The 19974-nt window shown below is 57.5% G+C and carries 17 protein-coding genes and 1 pseudogene; 14 read left to right on the top strand and 4 right to left on the bottom strand.

All coding sequences use genetic code 11. From position 1 onward, the window contains the following. Positions 1-207 precede the first annotated feature (207 nt). From CMG77_RS07765 to CMG77_RS07725, 9 genes and pseudogenes are all read left to right on the top strand, one after another. Positions 208-615 carry a VOC family protein gene (locus CMG77_RS07765; protein ID WP_286806437.1) on the top strand — a complete coding sequence of 136 codons (408 nt, stop codon included), beginning with the start codon at positions 208-210 and terminating at the stop codon, positions 613-615. An 80-nt stretch (positions 616-695) separates the two neighbouring features. After that, positions 696-1124, top strand: a complete 429-nt coding sequence (locus tag CMG77_RS07760) for an SRPBCC family protein (RefSeq protein ID WP_286806434.1) — start codon at positions 696-698, stop codon at positions 1122-1124. A gap of 139 nt (positions 1125-1263) precedes the next feature. Beyond that, complete coding sequence (locus tag CMG77_RS07755; RefSeq protein WP_286806438.1) at positions 1264-2130, top strand: DMT family transporter; 867 nt, start codon at positions 1264-1266, stop codon at positions 2128-2130. A gap of 184 nt (positions 2131-2314) precedes the next feature. Further along, entirely contained in the window at positions 2315-3349 is a 1035-nt protein-coding gene (locus CMG77_RS07750; RefSeq protein ID WP_123637020.1) for a TRAP transporter substrate-binding protein, read from the top strand. Positions 3350-3352: 3 nt separating this feature from the next. Beyond that, positions 3353-3862 (top strand): TRAP transporter small permease, encoded by a 510-nt coding sequence (locus CMG77_RS07745; protein WP_123637021.1) that lies wholly within the window; start codon positions 3353-3355, stop codon positions 3860-3862. Further along, positions 3855-5213: a TRAP transporter large permease gene (locus tag CMG77_RS07740; RefSeq protein ID WP_286903977.1), complete on the top strand. Its 1359-nt coding sequence runs from the start codon at positions 3855-3857 to the stop codon at positions 5211-5213. Before CMG77_RS07745 ends, CMG77_RS07740 begins: the two co-directional genes overlap by 8 nt. Continuing rightward, positions 5210-5509 (top strand): annotated as a pseudogene (locus tag CMG77_RS07735) (Dabb family protein). The gene CMG77_RS07740 and the pseudogene CMG77_RS07735 overlap by 4 nt, the downstream one beginning before the upstream one ends. Positions 5510-5535: 26 nt before the next feature. Beyond that, complete coding sequence (locus CMG77_RS07730; RefSeq protein WP_286903975.1) at positions 5536-6357, top strand: 3-keto-disaccharide hydrolase; 822 nt, start codon at positions 5536-5538, stop codon at positions 6355-6357. A gap of 450 nt (positions 6358-6807) precedes the next feature. Next, positions 6808-9864, top strand: a complete 3057-nt coding sequence (locus CMG77_RS07725; protein WP_286903973.1) for a TonB-dependent receptor — start codon at positions 6808-6810, stop codon at positions 9862-9864. Between the two features lie 78 nt (positions 9865-9942). Here the strand turns inward: CMG77_RS07725 and CMG77_RS07720 are convergent, their stop codons facing one another. Next, a complete protein-coding gene (locus tag CMG77_RS07720; RefSeq protein WP_286903972.1) occupies positions 9943-11997 on the bottom strand; it encodes a VacB/RNase II family 3'-5' exoribonuclease in 2055 nt (684 codons plus the stop codon). Positions 11998-12080: 83 nt separating this feature from the next. Between CMG77_RS07720 and CMG77_RS07715 the strand changes: the two genes are divergently transcribed. The 3 genes from CMG77_RS07715 (at position 12081) to CMG77_RS07705 (ending at position 16236) form a co-directional block, all read left to right on the top strand. Continuing rightward, a complete protein-coding gene (locus CMG77_RS07715) occupies positions 12081-13796 on the top strand; it encodes a potassium/proton antiporter (protein WP_286903969.1) in 1716 nt (571 codons plus the stop codon). A 206-nt stretch (positions 13797-14002) separates the two neighbouring features. Beyond that, the gene (locus CMG77_RS07710) at positions 14003-15649 is read left to right on the top strand and encodes a methyl-accepting chemotaxis protein (protein ID WP_502691787.1); all 1647 of its coding nucleotides are present in this window, start codon (positions 14003-14005) and stop codon (positions 15647-15649) included. Positions 15650-15741: 92 nt separating this feature from the next. After that, a complete protein-coding gene (locus tag CMG77_RS07705; RefSeq protein WP_051174294.1) occupies positions 15742-16236 on the top strand; it encodes a shikimate kinase in 495 nt (164 codons plus the stop codon). A 27-nt stretch (positions 16237-16263) separates the two neighbouring features. Here CMG77_RS07705 and CMG77_RS07700 read toward each other — a convergent pair whose 3' ends face one another. The 3 genes from CMG77_RS07700 to CMG77_RS07690 all read right to left on the bottom strand — a co-directional run bounded on the left by CMG77_RS07700 (position 16264) and on the right by CMG77_RS07690 (position 17899). Further along, positions 16264-16749 carry an Lrp/AsnC family transcriptional regulator gene (locus tag CMG77_RS07700; RefSeq protein WP_123637028.1) on the bottom strand — a complete coding sequence of 162 codons (486 nt, stop codon included), beginning with the start codon at positions 16747-16749 and terminating at the stop codon, positions 16264-16266. Between the two features lie 181 nt (positions 16750-16930). Further along, positions 16931-17482, bottom strand: a complete 552-nt coding sequence (locus CMG77_RS07695; RefSeq protein WP_286903966.1) for a hypothetical protein — start codon at positions 17480-17482, stop codon at positions 16931-16933. Between the two features lie 84 nt (positions 17483-17566). Continuing rightward, entirely contained in the window at positions 17567-17899 is a 333-nt protein-coding gene (locus CMG77_RS07690; protein WP_286903965.1) for a type 1 pili tip component, read from the bottom strand. A gap of 353 nt (positions 17900-18252) precedes the next feature. Between CMG77_RS07690 and adk the strand changes: the two genes are divergently transcribed. Next, the gene (gene adk, locus CMG77_RS07685) at positions 18253-18906 is read left to right on the top strand and encodes an adenylate kinase (protein ID WP_024459760.1); all 654 of its coding nucleotides are present in this window, start codon (positions 18253-18255) and stop codon (positions 18904-18906) included. Positions 18907-19208: 302 nt separating this feature from the next. Then, positions 19209-19925: a hypothetical protein gene (locus CMG77_RS07680; RefSeq protein WP_286806423.1), complete on the top strand. Its 717-nt coding sequence runs from the start codon at positions 19209-19211 to the stop codon at positions 19923-19925. Positions 19926-19974 lie beyond the last annotated feature (49 nt).

The raw sequence follows: 19974 nt of genomic DNA, 5'->3' as shown, positions 1-19974 counted from the left end.
CGGCCGCATAAGCACAACGACGGTCTGCCGCCTAATGTGGCAGAGCAGACCTACTGGAAAACTCAAAAGACGGTGGCCTAAAACACTTGACCACTACAAATAGCGCCAAATATGGAAGTACAATTTCTTACAGTTCCGACCTTGTTTCGCAACTTCCATCTGTGCTCTAATCGGCCGATCAGTGTGTTTTTTTGGTGCGGAGGAGATATGAAGTCTATTGCAACATCCCTTATGTTTGTTGGCGATCAGGCTGGAAAAGCCGAAGAGGCAATCAGGCTTTATACAACTGTTTTTTCCAATTCTAAAATCGTTGGTGTTGAGTACTACAAAGCAGGTGAGCATGAGCCGGAAGGCTCTGTAAAGTTGGCTCGGTTTATGCTGAACGGCACGGAGTTCTTGGCACTCGATAGCCACCTCGGTCATAAGTTTACCTTTACACCCTCCATATCACTGTATGTGGAGTGCGAATCGGAAGCGGAGATCGAAGAGGCCTTTCAAACCCTGGTTGACGGAGGCGTTGAACTGATGCCTTTGGGTGATTATGGGTTCAGTGAAAAGTTTGGCTGGCTGAATGATAGATATGGCGTATCCTGGCAGCTTAGCTTGGCGAATTAGAGGTCTGATAATGTCAGTCAGCTTAGAGGAATTTCATTTCCTGCTGGAAGGCGGTAACCCGTTGTTTGAGAGTAGTATTTATGGAAAGTATTGAACATGTTCAGTACGTGAATGCCTCTCTATCCAAGGTCTACGAAGCGTTGACCACTGAGGCTGGATTGACTGAGGTGTGGACCCGAGATCTAAAATTCATAGCCCAAGTTGATGCGACCAATGAATTCCGCTTTGGAGACGAGCACCCAACAAAAATGAAGGTTTTAGAATTGGTGCCCAAAAACAAGATGGTTTGGCTCTGTACTGATTCGGATCCCGAATGGATTGGCACGAAAGTCATTTTTGAGTTAGATCAGCGAGAAAGCAAAACAGCGATCACTCTTAAACACACGGATTGGCGAGAGGTGACCGAGTTTTACCGTTTCTGTAATTACAACTGGGCGATATTTCTGTTGAGTCTCAAACAATACTGCGAAGAGGGGGCGGGAATCTATTATCAGTTGCGTAAGTTTTAGCTGAGTAATTGTCTCCGTTGTACACACCACGGAAACGGGCTGCGCTGACCTGGACCACGGAGGGGGAGCCAAAGAGGATTATGAGGCAATGAAAAAAATTCAGGCTGACAAAACTCTCTAGAGCCCGGTCTTTGTCGCTCTGGCAGCGCTCTGTTGGGGGCTGGCCGGCGGTATTGGCGGTGTGCTTACCAGCGAGGGCTGGGCGCCGCTGGTGGTGTCGTTTTACCGCGGCGCGATCGGGCTGCTGTTTGTGGCCGCCTGGCTGGCTCTTCGGCCGCGCGGCAGTGGGTTGGCCTGCCGCCAACTGTGGTTCTGGTCGGTCATTGCCGGTCTGGGAGTGGCGGGCAATTTCGCATTCTATTTTATCAGCATCGCAGAGGGCAGCGTGGCAGTCGCCGCGACCTTGATGTATTGCGCGCCGGTGTTTGTTTACCTCGTTTCTTTCACGCTGAAGCTCGAGCAACCGACCTTGCCCAAGTGGCTGGCCATTGCCATGGTGGTTGTCGGTATTGTGTTGCTCACCGGTATTTATGAAGTGGGCGCCAGCGAGGTGACGCCGGTTGCGGTCGGGGCGGGGTTGCTCTCCGGGTTGTCCTACGCGGTGTTCATTTTTGGTTTCAAATACGCGGCTCCGCACGGGAGCCCACAGGCGGTGTTACTGGTCGCTTTCGGGGTGCTCAGTGTCATTCTCCTGGTACTCAGCGGCACGGAGCAGGCGCTGGCGGTGCTGAGTGCGCCAATCTGGCTCCTGTTTGTGATTCTGGGCGTACTCGGGGCGGGCCTGTCGTTTGTGATCTACATTCGGGGTCTTAACTATACGGCACCGGCCGTAGCCTCCATTGTGGCCATGGTAGAGCCGGTCACCGCCTCCCTGTTCGGCGTGGTGCTGTTGAATGAACGCCTGGGACTCTTCCAGGTGCTGGGGCTGCTGCTGATTCTGGTGACGGTCACCGCGCTGAGCGTCTACTCGAACGTTCGCCCCGGTTACCGGCATCGCGCTGCATGATGCTCAGGGTGCGCTGCGCTTCCTTCCGATAATTTAGCCTTCACTATATTTCAATCACGCACTTTCTGGGTTACAATTGCCTAAATTTGATCGAAAATGATTTATAATGAAATCAAGTTGGCGCCCGTTTCGTCTGTGAAGGCTCGTATTCTGCCGATGTATTCTTGATGGTAGGAGAATAATAATGACAGCTCGCCCCCCGTTGTCCCGGGCGCTGAAAGCGCTTTGCGTGGGCATTATCGCGCTCTTGGCGGTTGCCGTGATTGCGGCCTCCGGCATTTTCTCCGGCGCAACCCGTGGTACCACCCTGTTTATCGCCTATGCCCAGAACAGCCAGCCGGTGATTGATGCCCTGCACCTGCTCGGTCGGCGGATTGAGGAAAAAACCGGAGGCGAGGTGAAGGTCCGCTTTTTCCCGGACAGCCAGCTCGGCGGTGAGCGTGAGCTGGTGGAATTGCTGCAAGTGGGCGCGGTGGATATCACCAAGGTGTCCGCCGGGCTGATGGAGAGTTTTTCACCCATCTACGGTGTGTTTTCCATGCCTTTCCTGTTCGAGGATACCGGGCACTTTTACCGGGTCATGGACAATCCCGACATCATGCAGCCCATCTATGCCTCCACCCGGCAGAACGGGTTTGTCGGTATGGGTTATTACGACTCCGGCTCACGCAATTTTTACGTGAAAGATGACCCGATTCGTTCCGTGGAGGACCTTGAAGGACGGAAGATACGGGTCATGCAGAGCGAGGCGGCCATCGAGATGATGCGCCTGTTGGGGGCGGTTCCGGTGGCCATGGGTCAGGCCGAGGTGTACACCGCCATGCAGCAGGGCATTCTGGACGGGGCGGAGAATAACGAGTTTGCCCTCACCATTGCCCGACACGCCGAAATCGCCAAGCACTACACCTACACCATGCATACACGGATTCCCGATGTGGTGGTCATCAGCAATATGACGCTGAACAAGCTGAACGATGAGCAGACGGCGGCGGTGTATGAGGCCATGGCGGAATCGATTGCGTTTCAGAAACAGGCCTGGAACGAGGCCGTGGCGGAAACCCGGGAGTTGGCGATTGATGAGTTCGGGGTGAACTTTATTGACGTCAAGCTCGCGCCGTTCCGCGAGGCGGTTGAGCCCATGTATGAGGCCCTGAAACAGTATCCCGAGCAGTATTCGCTTTACCGCGAAATCAGGTCCACAGCAGATGAGACGGAGTAGGGTATGCGCTTGATCAACGGGATTCGAACGGTGATGGACCGTGTGGTTGAGGTGGTGTGCAGTGTCTGGTTGTTGGTGATGGTCGCCATGACCTGTTGGCAGATTATCAGTCGCTATCTGTTGGGGGCTCCCAGCACCTATTCGGAGGAGTTTCTGCGTTTTTCACTGGTCTGGGTGTCCATGCTCTCAATGGCCTATGTGGCCGGTCTGCGCAAGCATGTTGCTTTTACCCTGTTTTCGGACAAGGTATCCATTCACTGGCAACACTACTGGCAGATACTGATCGAGCTGGCCTTTCTGGCGTTCGCCATTTTCATTCTCGTCCAGGGCGGATACAACGCCACCAGCATCACCATGAATCAGGTGTCGCCATCGCTGGGGCTGGCCATGGGGTATGTTTACTCGGCCTTACCGCTGGCCGGGGGAATTCTGGCGGTGTACAGCGTGCTGAATTGCATCGAGCTGTTGGAAAAAGAGTTGCGCTCGGACGAGGAGGCACCACAGGATGTTTGATGCGGCGCTGTTACTGATCGGGTCTTTTGCGTTTTTATTGGTCCTGGGTATTCCCATTGGTATCTGTATTGCGGTGTCCTCCGTGATCACCATCGCCTCGGTGTTGCCCATGGATGTTGCGCTGTTCACCACAGCGCAGAAGATATTTTCCAGCCTGGACAGCTTCTCCCTGCTGGCGGTGCCCTTCTTCATTCTCTCCGGGGTGATCATGAATTCCGGGGGCATCGCGATGCGGTTGGTGAATTTTGCCAAACTGTTCAGTGGGCATATCCCCGGCTCTCTGTCCCACACCAATATTGCCGGCAATATGATGTTCGGGGCCATTTCGGGGTNCGCCATTGCGGCGTCCACCTCGATTGGTGGCGTCATGGTGCCCATGAGCAAGAAAGAGGGCTACAGCAACCCGTTTGCCGCGGCGGTCAATATCGCCTCGGCGCCCACGGGAATGCTCATTCCCCCGACGACGGCGTTCATTCTGTATGCCCTGGCCAGTGGCGGCACCTCGATTGCGGCGCTGTTTGCGGGCGGCCTGGTGGCCGGAGTGCTCTGGGGTGCAGGGTGCATGCTGGTGACCTATGTGATTGCCCGTCGCCGNGGCTATCGCTCCGTGGTNCTGGTGGAGAAGGGCGTNGCGNGGCGTGTCACNNTGGAGGCGCTGCCCAGNCTGTTGCTGATCATCGTGGTGGTGGTCGGTATCGTCGGCGGTGTGTTTACCGCGATTGAAGCCNCGGCGGTTGCGGTAGCCTACACGGCCTTTCTGACCATGGTGGTTTATCGCACGGTGTCCTTTGGGGACCTGCGCAATATTCTGGTGCAGTCACTGGTGATGACCGGCATCATCATGTTCCTGTTGGGAACCTCATCGGCAATGTCCTTTGCCATGGCGATTACCGGGCTTCCGGATCTGATCAGCAGTGTAATTCTCGGGCTCTCGGAAAACCCGGTGATGGTGTTGTTGATCATTACGCTGTTTCTGTTGATCATTGGCACCTTTATGGATATTGGNCCGGCGATNCTGATTTTTACCCCCATACTGTTGCCCATNGCCCTGAANATTGGNGTGGACCCGGTGCATTTCGGTATCCTCATGGTNTANAACCTGAGNATNGGNACCATNACNCCNCCGGTNGGNAGCGGNNTGTATGTGGGNGCCAGNGTCGCCAATGAGANNGTTGAGNNNATANTNCCGTCGCTNATGCCCTTCTATGGAATCATTGTTCTGGTGTTGATCCTGATTGCACTGGTTCCGGAGGTCACCNTGTTNTTGCCACGGCTGATGGACTTATANAGGTCGCCTGCACTTGAGGTGCAGCGNCNGTCATTGACTTTATTTACACGGGAAAACACATGATCCGACATATTCTNCTGGTCAAATTCAANCCGGAGGCAACCGCTTCGGANATCGAGAANGTCCGNNCNCTGTTNGANNCCATGACCANCCGNGTGGAGGGNGTCGAAGCGGTGGAGTGGGGGCTCAATGACAGCCCCGAAGGGTTGAATCAGGGNTTNACCCACGCNGTTNTGATGACCTTTGCCGANGAGCAGGCGCGGCAGCGCTATNTGCCTCATCCGGAGCATGACGCGCTCAAGGCGGAGTTTGTGCCGCTGGTGGCAGACATTGTNGTNTTTGACTANNCGGTCGCGTAATTGNCACGTAANTNAAGGAGCGTGCCATGGAGTTTTTNAATAACCGCATCAACCNGACTCGNGTANCCGGCCGAGCCGCCGGTGCATTGNTTTTTATCGGGCTGACGGCCTGCAGTGCCACTGAGCAGANCCGGNANTCCGGAGAGTGGCAATCGCTGTTCAACGGANANGANCTGGATGGTTGGGTGGTCAAAATCCATCACCATGANGTCGGGGANAATTACGNCGATACCTTCCGGGTNGNNGATGGNGTGATTCAGGTCAATTATGANGNTTACCNNGACGGTTTTGGCGAGCGCTTTGGTCACCTGTTTTANGAGCAGCCGTTNTCNTCCTATCACCTGAAGTTCGAGTACCGGTTTACGGATCAGTGGCTCGACGATGCACCGGGCTACGCCTACCGGAACAGCGGCATCATGTTCCATGCTCAGGACCCNAACACCATTCTGAAAGAGCAGGATTGGCCCATTTCCGTGGAGTACCAGATGCTGGCGGATCGGNACGATGGNAACCCGCGCCCNACNGGCAATATGTGCTCTCCGGGNACGGANGTGGTGTATGANGGNNAGATTGATGAGCGCCACTGCATCAACTCCACCTCGGCGACCTATCNGCCCGGNGAGTGGGTTGAGGGTGAGCTGATTGTTTACGGCGACTCGCGGGTGGTTCACCGGGTCAATGGTGAGACCGTACTTGAGTACACCCAGCCGCAGATCGGTGGCGGTGTGGTCAGTGGTTTTGACCCGGAACTCAAAGTAGACGGNCAGCCATTGACCCGGGGTTACATTGCCCTGCAATCCGAAGGGCAGGGCGTTGAGTTCAGAAACATAACGATCAAACCCCTGTAATAAAGTTCGGCCTCTGTCTCGCAATTAGCAACGACTTCACTTCTCANGGCACCCGGCCAAGNACAGTGGCCGGGTGCCGTCTGGCGCTCTCCCCGGGAGCGCCTCTCTCCTTCGCTTCTCACGTNCCACGCCGTTTTGNCGGCTCCAAATACAAAAAAGTGTAAAGCGGTTGCACTCGGGTTTTATTAGTAATATGCTCACTTTCGCCTGTAATCGGTTACAAAAATGGTATTCAGGTAGATTGATAGGGGTCCGAAACACGGCCTATTTCGACCCAAAATGGTTAAAAATCCATCGATTTAAGCCTATAAGATGAATTTTGTGCCATATTTTGGCGCGATTCTAATGAGTATCGATGATCATTTTAGCGTCACCTCTGGGGGTCAGCCCCGACGCTGGCCGGGTATTCGGACCGATATAAAAACCCAAAGCAANTGATAGGAGAGTTCCATGTCATCCAGAACAAAGTCTTTTCAGAAGCGATTCCTGCCGGCGGTTATGGCCGCCNGCGCGGCGGGCAGCCTGNCCGCGCCGACGCTGGCGCAGGACGATATGCAGATGCTGGAGGAGGTGATNGTCACCGGTGTCCGCAGCGCCCAGGAAACGGCGGTCAACGTCAAGCGCGATTCCGATTCCATTGTCGATGCCATTTCAGCGGAAGATATTGGCAAACTGCCGGATGTAACCATCACCGACTCCCTGCAGCGCATCAGCGGTGTTCAGGTTCGCCGCAACGCCGGGGAAGGGGGATCGTTGAACATTCGAGGCCTGGGGCAGGTTTCCACCACCTTGAATGGCGAATCCTATCTGGGTGCCAATTCCATCACCACGGTCCAGCCGGATTATTCGGACATTCCCTCACAGTTGTTTTCCGGCACCCAGGTGATCAAATCCCAGACGGCCGCCAACCATCCGGGCGGCATCAGCGGTGTGGTCAATCTGGAAACCTATCGCCCGCTCGACAGCGGNTTTGANGANGGCTGGACNCTNTCCGGTGCGGCGCAAGTNGGGCGNGGCAAGGANACCGGTGAAACCGANCCTTCCGTGAANTTCCTGGCGAACTGGCGTACNGACACNGTGGGTTTNCTGGTGTCGTTCGCTCATCAGACCTCCAACCTGGCCAATACCTACTCGGGCATGAATGGCGATGCCGGCTGGACCGGTTTTGCGTCGGAGCGCGATGGAGCGGAATACAGTTGGGTCAGCGCCGANACGCAGCTTGGCGGCATGGGTGATCGGGTGACCGCTGATGGTGTGGATGTGAACGATAACGGCGTGGTTGGCGATACGTTCTGGGCCTATCAGGGNCANTCGGCGTTCAACCGAGCCNCCGAGCGTGAGCGCNANGGNTTGAATGCGGCGTTCCAGGCGGATCTGGGGAATGGTTTTGAGCTGGTCGCCGAAGCCTTCTACACCAANNTGGAAGACTACGATCGCCAGATGGGCGTCGCCTTTTCNGATAAGTGGAACCGGTGGGGCTGGGCCTACCCGAGCATCAGTACACCCAAAGGGGTTGAGATGAGCGGCGGGGAGCTGCACACCGTTCAGGAGTTTACCGGCAANGGCATGCGNCTGAAGTCCTACTCGGATGTGGGGGTGACCGAAGCGGAATCCCAGAACTTCAATCTGGAGCTGAATTACGACAACGGTGGCGCCTTTACCGGCAGCGCGCGGTTGGTCAGTGGCAGTGCCGAGCAGGAGCAACTGAACAGCTACATGGATATCGANCTGGCCAATGGCAGCCAGTGGGGTGTGGANTGCCAGCTTTACCCNGCGGNTACCGCCGGGGAGCAGGGTGACTGCGCGGAAGGGCGCCTGCAGACCAATCCGNATGGCTATCAGGGNTGGCCGGTGCTCACCGTGAACTACCAGGGGGATAACCCACACTGGAGCGGTTGGGACAACAACGCCAACCTGAATCGCGATGGTCAACCTCAGGCCGGTATCGCCAGCCGCAGTCTGCAGAGCTATGTGGACGATGTGAACAGCTATTCGCTGGGTGCTTTCGCCTCNGAGAACAANTTCCTGCGCGAAGGGGATGTGGATGTGGTCCGCTTTGACGGAAGCTACGAAATCGCTCGNGGNATGCTCGATAGCGTGGACTTTGGNGTGCGTTACAGCCAGCGCAGCGTGGACAANTTCGAGTTTGATCTGCTCTCGCCGGTGGGTGGTTGCGATGTGAAGTGGAAGGCCACCGACGTGGTGTTGAATGGCGGCGGTATTGAGGGTGCCTGCACCTACGGTGAGGGCGGCGANTATTACACCGCCGGTGTGCCNACNCCCATCTCCGGCCTCGANCCCATTCAGGTCAGCGACTTTGGCAGTGCCACGGGNATNCCGCCGGTCTGGACGGTCAATCCGGAGTACATGGANGACGTGGAAGGTGTACACAACCANNTGTATCCGGGCACCCGCCGGGCGATCAATCCGGGGCGTTCCTATGGGGTCGACCTGGATGAGATGAGCACTTACATCAAAGCCAATTTCTCCCGCGGCATCATGAGCGGTAATGTTGGCGTGCGGGTGGTGGAAACCGACCTCACCGTGGATCAGAACCAGGTGGGCAGCCCACAACCCTATGGTGCCGCCAACGAGTTCCTGGGCCAGGTCAGTACCGAGCGTTCTTACAGCGATGTGTTGCCCTCGTTGAACCTGCGCTTTGATCTGACCGACGAGTGGGTNTTGCGTGCCGCGGCCACCAANACCATGGCNCCGNTGGATCTGGCNCAGTGGGGTGCGGGNCTGGCCCCCAACTACGCCATCGACGGTGAGGCGAGTAGCGATACGTACCAGCAGTTTATCGTGATCGGTGGCAACTCCGACGGTAACCCGGAGCTGGATCCCTGGCGCGCGGACAACTACGATCTGTCGCTGGAATACTACCTGGGGCCCGCCAGTGCCTTGAGTGCCGGCCTGTTCTACATCGATGTCGAAAGTTTCATCGAGAGCGGTTCGGTGCAGATGGCATTGCCGGACCAGGACGGTGTGGTGCGTCGGGAAGTGGAAGTGTCCACCAGTGTTCAGGGTAGCGGCGGTGAGCTGAAAGGGCTCGAGTTGAGTGCCAAGCTCGCCTTCGGTGACTTCCTGTATGACAGTGTGCTGGAGGATTTTGGTGCGGACGTAAACTACACCTACTCACCCAGCGAGTCCGGCAATCAGGANCTCAACGGCGGTGACCTGCCGTTCCAGGATAACTCCGAGCATGTGTTCAACCTGGTGGGTTGGTACGAGTCCGGTCCCTTCCAGGCTCGGGTGGCGTACAACTACCGCAGCGAGCGTGTAGCGGGTTACAACCAGACCTGGGGCAATGGCGCCCTGTGGCAGGAGGCGACCGGCTATGTGGACCTGTCAGCCAGTTACGATATCAATGACGCGGTCAATGTGTTCTTCAACGCGTCCAACATCACCGACGAAAAAGAGCAGTACTACCTCGAATTTNAAGATCAGTTCGCCTGGCAGTACGAGTACGAAGCCCGGTACTCCCTGGGCGTGCGCGCGACCTTTTAATCGTCAATAAAAAAACCGGCCGTCAACGCTGTTGGCGGCCGGTTTTTTTGTGTCTAATGCTTCTTGAGGCGGCGTGATTTACTCGTCGGAAGCGGGGGCGTCTGTCCAGGCTTTCAACCGCTCGGCGGTGGCTTCATCGACCACTTCCAATATCACCCGCTGGCGCTCATCGTCCACGCCCTGAATGATCACGTGTACCTGCTGATCCAGTTGGTACTGTTGAGCCTCATGGGTGATTTTCAGGCGCCTTGAATCAAATGCCGGCTTGACGTCATCTTTGGCCAACCGCACAAAACCTTCAATACCCCAGTCGTCCAGACGCACCCCGAAGCCCATGGAGTTCACCAGGGCGATGGTGCCCGTGTGTACGCTGCCAATTTTGTCGCGCACAAAATCACAGGCCAGCCACTGCTCCAACTGACGACAGGCCTGACGGCCTTTCTGAAGCTGACTCTGCAGGCTTTCAAGCAGCGCAGGTTCCGGTGGCTGGGCGGGTTGCTCGCGCAGTATCCGCTTGATGGCCCGGTGATTGTAAAAGTCGTGGTAGCGCCGGATCGGCGAGGTGACTGTGGCGTAATGGGGAAAGCCCAAACCAAAGTGCTCGCTGGCATCGGCGGACAGGGAGGCGGCCTGCAGCATCCGTTGGACAAGAGGCAGCAGGGACTCGAATTCCGGAGTATTGTCCGGGTTGACCCGCAGATCGCGCAGCAGCTTCTGGAAGTGACGCAGCGCGGTCAGGTCGCCGACCTCGTAGTCCGGAACGTCTTCGTTCAGCAGGCTGACGGCATCGTCCAGTCGTTCCGGGCGAAAGCCGACGTGGTTGGAAAAAATGCCGTGCCCGGGGTGCCGGGTGAACAGTTCCCCCGCACAGATGTTGGTGGCAAGCATGGACTCTTCTACAATCCGGTGCGCCTTGGTGCGCTCGCGTTTCTCGATGCGTTCGATTTTCTTCTGATCGTTCAGGACGAAGTAATAGTCCGGACGGTCTTCCATCATCAACGCGTGCTGATGACGGTAGTCGCTGCGTGCGGTGGCGCAGGCGTGCAGGGCTTTGAGCATCTCGACCCGCTCGGCGGGCAGGTCAACGGGGGCATCCCCACCGTCGAGCAACTCGGTGACGCCGGTGTAGCTCAGCTTGTGGTGGGAGCGGATCAGGGCCTCGGAAAACCGGTAGTCGGTAATGGTACCGTCCGGTTGGATGTGCATCTGGCACACCAGGGCCGGGCGGCGCTGATCCGGCACCAGTGAAAAGGTGTCGTGGGACAGCTCCGCCGGCAGCATGGTCACACTCTGGCCCAGCAGGTAGACGGTGCTGGCCCGGCTCGCGGCGGCCTGGTCCAGCGGGGTGCCCGGTTCGATGTAGCGGCTCGGATCGGCGATGGCGACCCAGAGGTCCCAGCCGTCCTCGCGCGCCTCCAGGTAAACCGCATCGTCCATATCCCGCGTGGTTTCGGCGTCGATGGTCACAAAGGGGCGATCGGTCAGGTCTTCCTGGTGATCATCTGCGGTGATGGGCGTCAGGTTGATGGCCTGGGCCTGATCCCGCGCCTTATCGGACCAGTCCGTCGGCAGTTCGAATTTCGCGGTGATGTAGCGGCTTTCCACTCCAGGCTCGCCGGGCTTGCCAATGGCGCTGAGAATGGTGACCTGCGCCTTGCCTTCGTGATGAAATGGATGGCGGCTGAGTTTGCAGTGAATCAGGTCGCCATCGTCGAAGCCTTTGCGCTGATTTGGAGGAATAAACAGCCAGCGGGTAAACTGGGCGACGTCAGGCTCCACAAAATGGGCCTTGCCCTTGACGCGATAGCGACCCACAAAGGTGGTGAATTCGCTGCTCAGCAGTCGCTCCAGTTGCGCTTCCAGTTGATCTTTGCGGTTGGTGGTCAGTTGGACTTCTACCCGATCGCCGGGCATGACCTTCATGGTTTCATCGGGCGGAAGAAAGGCATCCCGCCCATCATCGAGGTGGACGAACGCAAAGCGACGGGTGGTGGTGCGCACGGTTCCTTGAGCCAGGTCCTTCTCCGAGCGAAGGTTGGATTTGAGCTGAGACAGCTGTTGCAGTGCGTTCTGATCAAACATGAGAGACAACTTCAGATTGGCAGGTTCGGTTTCGGGGTCAGGCGCGATCATAACAGGAAACCCGCCCTGACGTTACCGGGGCTGGCACAATTGGCCGGCTCCATTCTCTGGATATGTAGTAGTATTGGCGCCCTATGGATACCTTGAACCAGCTCATTCTGTTTGGCGGAATGCTGTTTGTGATCAGCATTCTCGCCAGCACCCTCTCCCCGCGCATGGGCATGCCTCTGCTGCTGGTGTTCCTTATTATCGGTATGTTGGCGGGGGAAGACGGCCTCGGTGGCATTCGTTATAACGATGTTCAATCGGCGTACTTCCTGGCCACGCTGGCGCTGGCGGTGATCCTGTTCGATGGCGGCTTGCGCACTGATCGGCACAACTTTCGGGTCGGGCTGCGCCCAGCCTTGCTCCTGGCCACCGTCGGGGTGGTGGGCACAGCGGCCCTGACCGGCGCTTTTGCCGCCTGGATTCTGGGAATTGGTTGGGTTGAGGGCTTGCTGATCGGGGCGATTGTGGGCTCCACCGATGCGGCGGCGGTATTCTCGGTATTGAACATGCAGGGGCTGGCGCTCAAGACCCGGGTGGGCGCGACGCTGGAAATCGAATCCGGTCTGAACGACCCGATGGCGATCTTTCTGACCATTATTCTGGTGGAGTTCATGGTCAGCCAGCAGAGCGGTTTTGACGCCCTGATGCTGGGGCAGTTTGTCTGGCAGATGGGGCTGGGGGCTGGCATTGGTCTGCTGGGCGGAAGGATTCTCGCCTATGGTGTCGCCCGTCTGGCCCTGAGCCCGGGGTTGTACCCTCTGTTGGCCCTGTTTGGTGGCATCTCTATTTTTGGCCTGGCAGCGGTCCTGCAGGCCAGTGGGTTCCTCGCGGTGTACCTGGCCGGCCTGGTGGTCGGTAACCGACTCTCCCGAGGGCTTTACAACATCCAGCGCTTCCATGACGGTATCGCCTGGTTGGCCCAGATCAGTCTGTTCCTGATGTTGGGCCTGCTGGTATCGCCCCGCGAACTGATGCTCTATGCACCCAGCGCCGTGCTGGTGGGGCTGTTTCTGATTCTGGTCGGGCGCCCCGTGGCGGTCTGGCTGTGTCTCATGCCGTTTCAGTTCGCCTGGCGGGAAAAGCTGTTCATCAGTTGGGTGGGGCTGCGCGGCGCGGTGCCGATTGTGCTGGCCATGTTTCCCTGGTTGGCAGGCTTTGAGAACTGGCCGTTCTTTTTCAATATCGCCTTCTTTATTGTGCTGGTGTCTCTGGTTATGCAGGGCTGGACCGTGGCGCCCCTGGCCCGCTGGTTGAAGCTCGATGTCCCCACCACTTCCTCACGGGTCCAGCGGGTCGAGTTGGGGGTGCCGGGGCAGGTGGGCTACGAGTTTGTCGGCTACAAGCTGGCCGAAGGCAGCCCGGCGCTGCGCTCGCCCACCGATAAACTGCCCTTGCCGGCGGGCGCCAGCCTGTTGTGCGTCTTGCGGGAGGATCAGCCCCTGTCGCTAAAGGAAAGTCATACCCTGGAGCCGGGAGATCACGTCTACTTGCTGGCCTCCGCCACGGACTTGCCCGCCCTCGACAAGTTGCTGGTGGGGGTGGACGAGCCGGACCGGCTGTCGGCTCAGGCGTTCTTCGGGGAATTTGTGGTCACGCCCCGGGCCAAGCTGGCGGACCTCGGCATGCTCTATGGCTTTGAGGTGCCGGAGGAGATGGCCAACTGGAGTATCGCTCGGTACATCTACAGCCANTACCGCCAGCCGGTGGTGGGCGACCGGGTTCGCNTGGGTGATGTGGAATTTGTGGTGCTGGATATGCGCGACTCGAAGCTGACTCAGGTCAGNCTGAAACTCCACCGGTAAAATCCNGNCCGANTTTTNCTTCAGAAATNTTGCGCCCGGCCGATGATTATTGGCCAGGCGTGATTTTGTCTTTTCTCGGCTACACTTTAATAACCAATCCCGATGAGGCNCAGCGTTGTACGGTGGGTGGNGGCTGAAAATCGGTATTTCGATACGGTCTGTTAAACGCNGGATNTTCTTATATAGGTCTTGTTGAAGGGTTCGTTATGTTGAGTTGGTACAACAATATAAGCTTTCGATGGAAGCTGATGCTGCCTTTATCGCTTCTGGTTATTATCTTTATTGCGGTGAGCATCTACGCGGTGCGGGCNGCGAANCAGATGGGGANCTACTCGAACACCATCGGNACNGTGAACCTTCCGGAAATCCAGCTTTTGATGCAGGCCGATCGCGACCTTTATCAGGCGCTGACCGCCGAGCGGGCCATGCTGTTNGCCGACCCGGGTAGCAGCGAAATGGATGCGCTGTATCGCGACCATCAGGATAATGCCCAGCAGACTTACGATCGCGCGATTCAGTCCTTGGACCTCTCCGAGATCGCCACCCGCGAAGAGCGGGAAACCTTCCAACAACTCTACGATCGTTGGTTTAGCCTGAGCGAGTCCATTGTTGAGGATGCTCGCAGTGCCGATCGGATGACNCTCGCCTTCCTGGAGGATCGCTCCTTCGGCGAGGTGGCGGAGGCTTTCGACGCGCTTCGAACTCACCTGGACGTNGTATCCGAACGCCGCCTGGAGCAGGTTGACCGGCTCAATCAGCGGGTTGACGCGGAAGAGGCGCAGATGACCTCGATCCTTACTCTGTCGGGTGTGACGGGCACTCTGATTGCCGTGTTGGCCGCCTTGTTATTGCCCCTGGTGGTGACACGCCCTCTGAACGAAATCAGCGGCCGGATTCACGACATCGCCGAGGGCGATGGAGACCTGACGCTGCGCATCAACCTCGATCGGCGCGATGAATTGGGGCAACTGGCCGGGCATGTGAACCGCTTTATGGACCGGTTGCAGCAACTGATTGGGGATATTCGTCACACCACCGAAGACGTTTCCGTTTCCAGCGAGCAGGTGCTGCAGGCCTCCACCAGCAGCCAGAAGGCGGCGGACGATCAGGGTCAGGCCATCAATATGGTGGTGGCGGCCGTCAATGAGCTGACCGCCGCCATTCAGGAAGTGGCGCAGAATACCAACGAGACCGCCGACAGTGCCAAAAACGCATCGGGCACCACCGATGTGGGGCGCGAGCGCATTGAGCGGGCCGTGGCCAGGGTGAACAGCCTCTCGGCCCACATTGGCGAAACGGCGGAGCGCATGCGCCGTCTGGAAGAAGAAGCCAAGAACGTCACCTCCGTCATTGATGTGATTCGCGGCGTTGCGGAGCAGACCAACCTGCTTGCGCTGAATGCTGCCATCGAGGCGGCGAGGGCGGGCGAGCAGGGGCGTGGCTTTGCCGTGGTGGCGGATGAAGTTCGCACCCTGGCCAGCCGCACCCAGCAGTCCACCGAGGATATCCGCACCATGCTGACCCGGCTTCAGTCCGGCGTGCAGGAAGCGGTTGAGGCCATGACCTCCAGCAGCGAAATGACCGAAGAGGCGGTAACCGCCGCCGGGGAGGCCGGGCAATCCCTGGAGGATATCGCCGAGGCGGTACAGCGGATTACCAATATGGCGATTCAGATTGCCAGCGCCGCCGAAGAGCAGAGTACCGTCACCGCCGATATTGACAAAAATATGGTGGAGATCAACGAGCTAGCNGCACGGACACAGGATGATGCCGCGACCACGGCGAGCGCCAGTGGGCGCCTGACCGACCTGGCTTCCAGCCTGAGAGAACTGGTGGTAAGGTTCAAGGTCTGACGTTAACGAGCCGGCCCGAGTTTTCGGGCCAGGCGTGATACGAGGAGACTTCCGTGAGCGAGCCGATTGGCAACAGTCTGATACTGGTCGGTATGCCCGGCGCGGGTAAAAGCACCGTGGGGCTGCTGCTGGCGAAGGAGTTGGTCAAGGCCTTTGTGGATACCGACATTCTCATCCAGACCCAAGAGGGTAAGGCGCTTCAGGACATCATTTACGATCACGGCTACGAGTACCTGCGCAAGGTGGAAGAGCAGGTGTTATTGGAGTCGCAGTATCTCAACCATGTGATCGCCACCGGCGGCAGCGTGGTTTACAGCGACCCCGGTATGCAGCACCTGAAAAAGGCGGGCCGGATTGTGTTCCTGGACGTTCCCTTGGAGGAGCTCGAACGGCGGGTGCACAACTTTTCCACCCGGGGCATCGCCTGTGCGCCGGGACAGACCCTGGCCGACCTGTTTGAGGAGCGCCGGGCCCTGTACCAGCGCTATGCCGATATCACGGTGGACTGTGCGACCAAGCACCAGGATGAGGTGGTGTCGGAAATCATTTACCAGGAAGCGGAGCAGTTCGCTGAAATGGATGCCTGAGGCGTCCCTGCCTCTTTTCCGGCCTGACTACAGTGGCAGCTCGGTGGTGTATTTCACCTGCTTGAGCGCGAAGTTCGAGCGAATCGAGGCAACATGGGGCAGGGGGCGCAGCTTTTCATTCAGCAACTGCTCGTAATGCTCGATGCTGTTGACCACCACCTTCAATAAATAGTCGCTGTCTCCGGTGCTGGCATAGCATTCCAGTACCTCGGGGACGGCCTGTATCCCCGCTTCAAACTCCTCCAGGGCTTCACTCTGATGGCTGGTCAGGCGCACAGCGCTGTGCACCACCACATGCATTCCCACCTTTTTCGGGTCCAGCAGAGTCACTTTCCCCCGGATGATGCCTTCGGCTTCCAGCCGTTTGAGGCGGCGCCAGCAGGGCGTATGCGACAAACCAATCAGGTTGCCCAGATCGGCCATGGAGTAGTCGGCGCTGCCCTGGAGGGCGCGCAGAATTTTTCGGTCGTAGTCATCCAGATCAATGGAATCGGAGGAGGTTGATACTGACATAGTTTTTATCCTGATTATGAATTTCTCTCACTACCTATTGTAGGGGGCGCGGGCGCGGCAATCAATTAGGGCGAGTATGATCAATCAGGGGGCGGACGGCGGGCAGTTGGCGCTTGAGATCAGGCCTCTGCCCGAGGTGAGCAAAAGCCTGATTTGACGAAGGTTTTGGGGCGTTTCCGGATCAGGAAGAGAGGCTGCCACGCCCCCGGCGCCCGGCCGCAATGGGCGTGGCCGGCTCGGTCGTTTCCAGGCTGTCGCTCAAGGGTTCGGAATCCGTCAGGGGCGCTGCTGCTGGTGCGGGCGGCGCCTGTGTCTGAGGGGCCCGGACCTGCTCAAAACGTGCCTTTATACGGGTCAGCTCCTCCAGTGAGGTGCTGAGCTCCGCCAGTTGCACCTGCTTATCATCAATCTGCTTCTGGAGGGCCGCAATATCCTGCTCGATTCCCTGATGCTCACGGCGAATACGCTGCTCTTTCTGATTAGCATCCTGGAGCACATCGTCGGTGCGGATACGCGCCGATTCCAGGGTTTTACAGATGACCTCCATCAGCCGGTCATCCGGATCGTCGGGCAATTGGCGCATCAGCGCCATGGCGTCGTCAATGCTGTATCGGGTTGCGTTGCGGGCTTTGGGCTCATCCACCAGAGGCGCGTGGAAGTCGTCTCGGGTGGGCAGGTCCAGATCATCGTCTTCCGGTGCATTGTCCTGCTCGTGTCGGTTGAACAGTCCCATAATCGTATCCTCTGCTGTTGGCAGGTGTCACAAGACCTAAGCATAGTCTACCGCGGACGATTTTTCCGGCGTTGCCAGCCTGAATCAGGCTGGCTCTCCCTTCAGCTTCTGGAGGTGCTTCTGGCTCAACGACAGAAACCGGGGGGTGGGACCGGAGTCGTTGTAGATCGGATCGCCCAGTTCATCCTCCGCCACAACGGTCCCACCTTTTATATAGGGCATGCCGGATTCCAGCTCGCTCAAGGCGGCGGAGAGCAGGTCAGTGATCAGGCTTTCCGGGGTTTTTTTGGGGTACATCTCGCACAGTGCTTCGATGCGTGCCGCATCTTCCACCGGCAGGTGCACGGCGTAGGCCTGCTTGGTCAGTTCGCCGCGGGCATTTTTTTCCCAATGACTCATGAGTTCGCTGACTTTCATCGATAAAACCTCATTGCTGGTCAGTGTGGGCGGTCGACCGGACCCCCTCAAATTCAGTATAGAGCAGCTTTTTGCGGCCAGCTAACTCCCGATAGGGAAAAGTGGCCACCCGATGTCGGTTCCGCTACGGAACCTGCCGGTAACGGCTCCTCTATATAAGGAATGTGGGTGAAAGTCGACAAATCAAGGGTTTCCGGGGGCTGATTGTCGCCAAACGGGGCTTGTGTGACGGCTGAAAGTTACAGAATTAGCCGCATGGACCAATATTGTGCTCCCGGGGCCGTGCGTGTATCGTATGCGGTTTTTCATTGGCCATCAGTCCGCCAATCCGTACTGCTTTAGAGGAGCAACCCATGAAAGTAATCCTGCTCGGTGCCCCGGGAGCCGGTAAAGGTACCCAGGCTCAGTTGATCATGGATAAGTTCGGTATTCCCCAGATCTCCACCGGTGATATGTTGCGAGCGGCCGTCAAGGCAGGCACACCGTTGGGTTTGCAGGCAAAAGACATCATGTCGGCGGGCGGTCTGGTGCCGGACGACCTGATCATCGCCCTGGTAAAAGAGCGTATCAAGGCCCCGGATTGCGCCAAGGGCTTTCTGTTCGACGGTTTCCCCCGCACCATCCCCCAGGCGCAGGCGCTGCTGGATGAGGGGATCAAAATCGATCACGTGATCGAAATCGATGTGGATGATGAAGAAATTGTTTCCCGTCTGGCCGGTCGTCGTGTGCATGAGCCCTCTGGTCGGGTCTATCACATCAACCATCAGCCGCCCAAAGAAGAAGGGGTGGATGATATTACCGGCGAGCCCCTGATTCAGCGCGAAGACGATCGGGAAGATACCGTGCGTAAGCGTCTGTCGGTCTATCATGAGCAAACCAAACCGCTGGTCAACTTTTACCGCGACCTGGAAAAATCCGGAAACCCGGACGCACCTCATTACACTCGCATTGAAGGTGTCGGCAGCATTGCGGACATTCGCGCACAGCTGGAATCGGTGCTGAAATAAGCGAAGCGTTACACCTTAGTTTTTGCGATTGCATCAGGGCCCGCTTGCGGGCCCTGATGCGTTTTGGAGCAACGAAAAATTACCCGCGTTGCATTCCGGCAACACCTGAAACGGTTCAGTTTTACCAAAAACGTGATAAAAATTAAAAAAAAGCCGAAAAATCATCAAATAATTTGCTAAAAACTCGCAATGTGGCTAATTTTTACATAGTATTTGTGTGCAGACTGGAAGCACATAGACTGTGCTCGGTTTATGATTCAACTGATGTGCAAACAACGATACGAAGTTGAGGAGAAACGTTTATGGCCAGAGTAGCAAAAAAGCGTAAGGCAACTGCCAAACGCGCCACCGCAAAACGCACCACTTCAACCACCAAAACCGTTGACGCGGCCGTGGCAAAAGTGGAAGCGAAAATCGAAAAGCTGCAGAAAGATGTTGCTGATCACGCGAAGAAAGTAGAGGCCGCTCGCAAGAAAGCGACGGCGGCAAAGTCGAAAGCCGCTACTTCCAAGCGCGCGGTTGACAAGCGTTCGGCAAAATCTGCCACCGCAGCGGTCAGCAAGGCCAATGAAAAGGCCAAGGCCGCTCGAGCCAAGGTCGCGGAAGCGCGCGTAGAGCTTGCCAAAGCCAAGGCGATGGCAACCGCAAAAGCCGCAGCCGAAGCGGCTGAAGCCAAGATTACCGAGCTGCGCGAAAATCTGGCCAAGCGTGCCGAAACCGATCTCGAAAAAGCCAAGGCTTCCTTCGAGCAGCGCTGGAGAAAGTCCCGCGAGAAGGCGGATGAGCGCAAGGTGAAGGCCGCACGCAAAAAAGCCGCTGCCAAAGCCAAAGCCGCCGAGAAGAAGGCCAAGGTGAAAATGGCGCAGGTCGAGCGTAAAGCCGCCGCCAAAGCCAAGACGAAAACCAAGAAGAAGGCCACCAAAAAGCGGGCTACCGCCAAGCGGACCGCCACCGCACCGGCGAAAACCCGGGCTCGCAAGGCGACCGCCAAGCGTGCCGGTCGTCCGCGTAAGAAGTAAGACGCGAGTCGGCGCCGCTCACTCGTCCAGTACGGGCCGGGCGGTCGCT

It is taken from the genome of Marinimicrobium sp. (genome assembly GCF_002695945.1).
In the GTDB taxonomy this organism is placed as follows: Bacteria; Pseudomonadota; Gammaproteobacteria; order Pseudomonadales; family Cellvibrionaceae; genus Marinimicrobium; species Marinimicrobium koreense.
The sequence above is the reverse complement of the archived record's forward strand: the minus strand, read 5'-3'. Positions and strand labels throughout refer to the sequence as shown.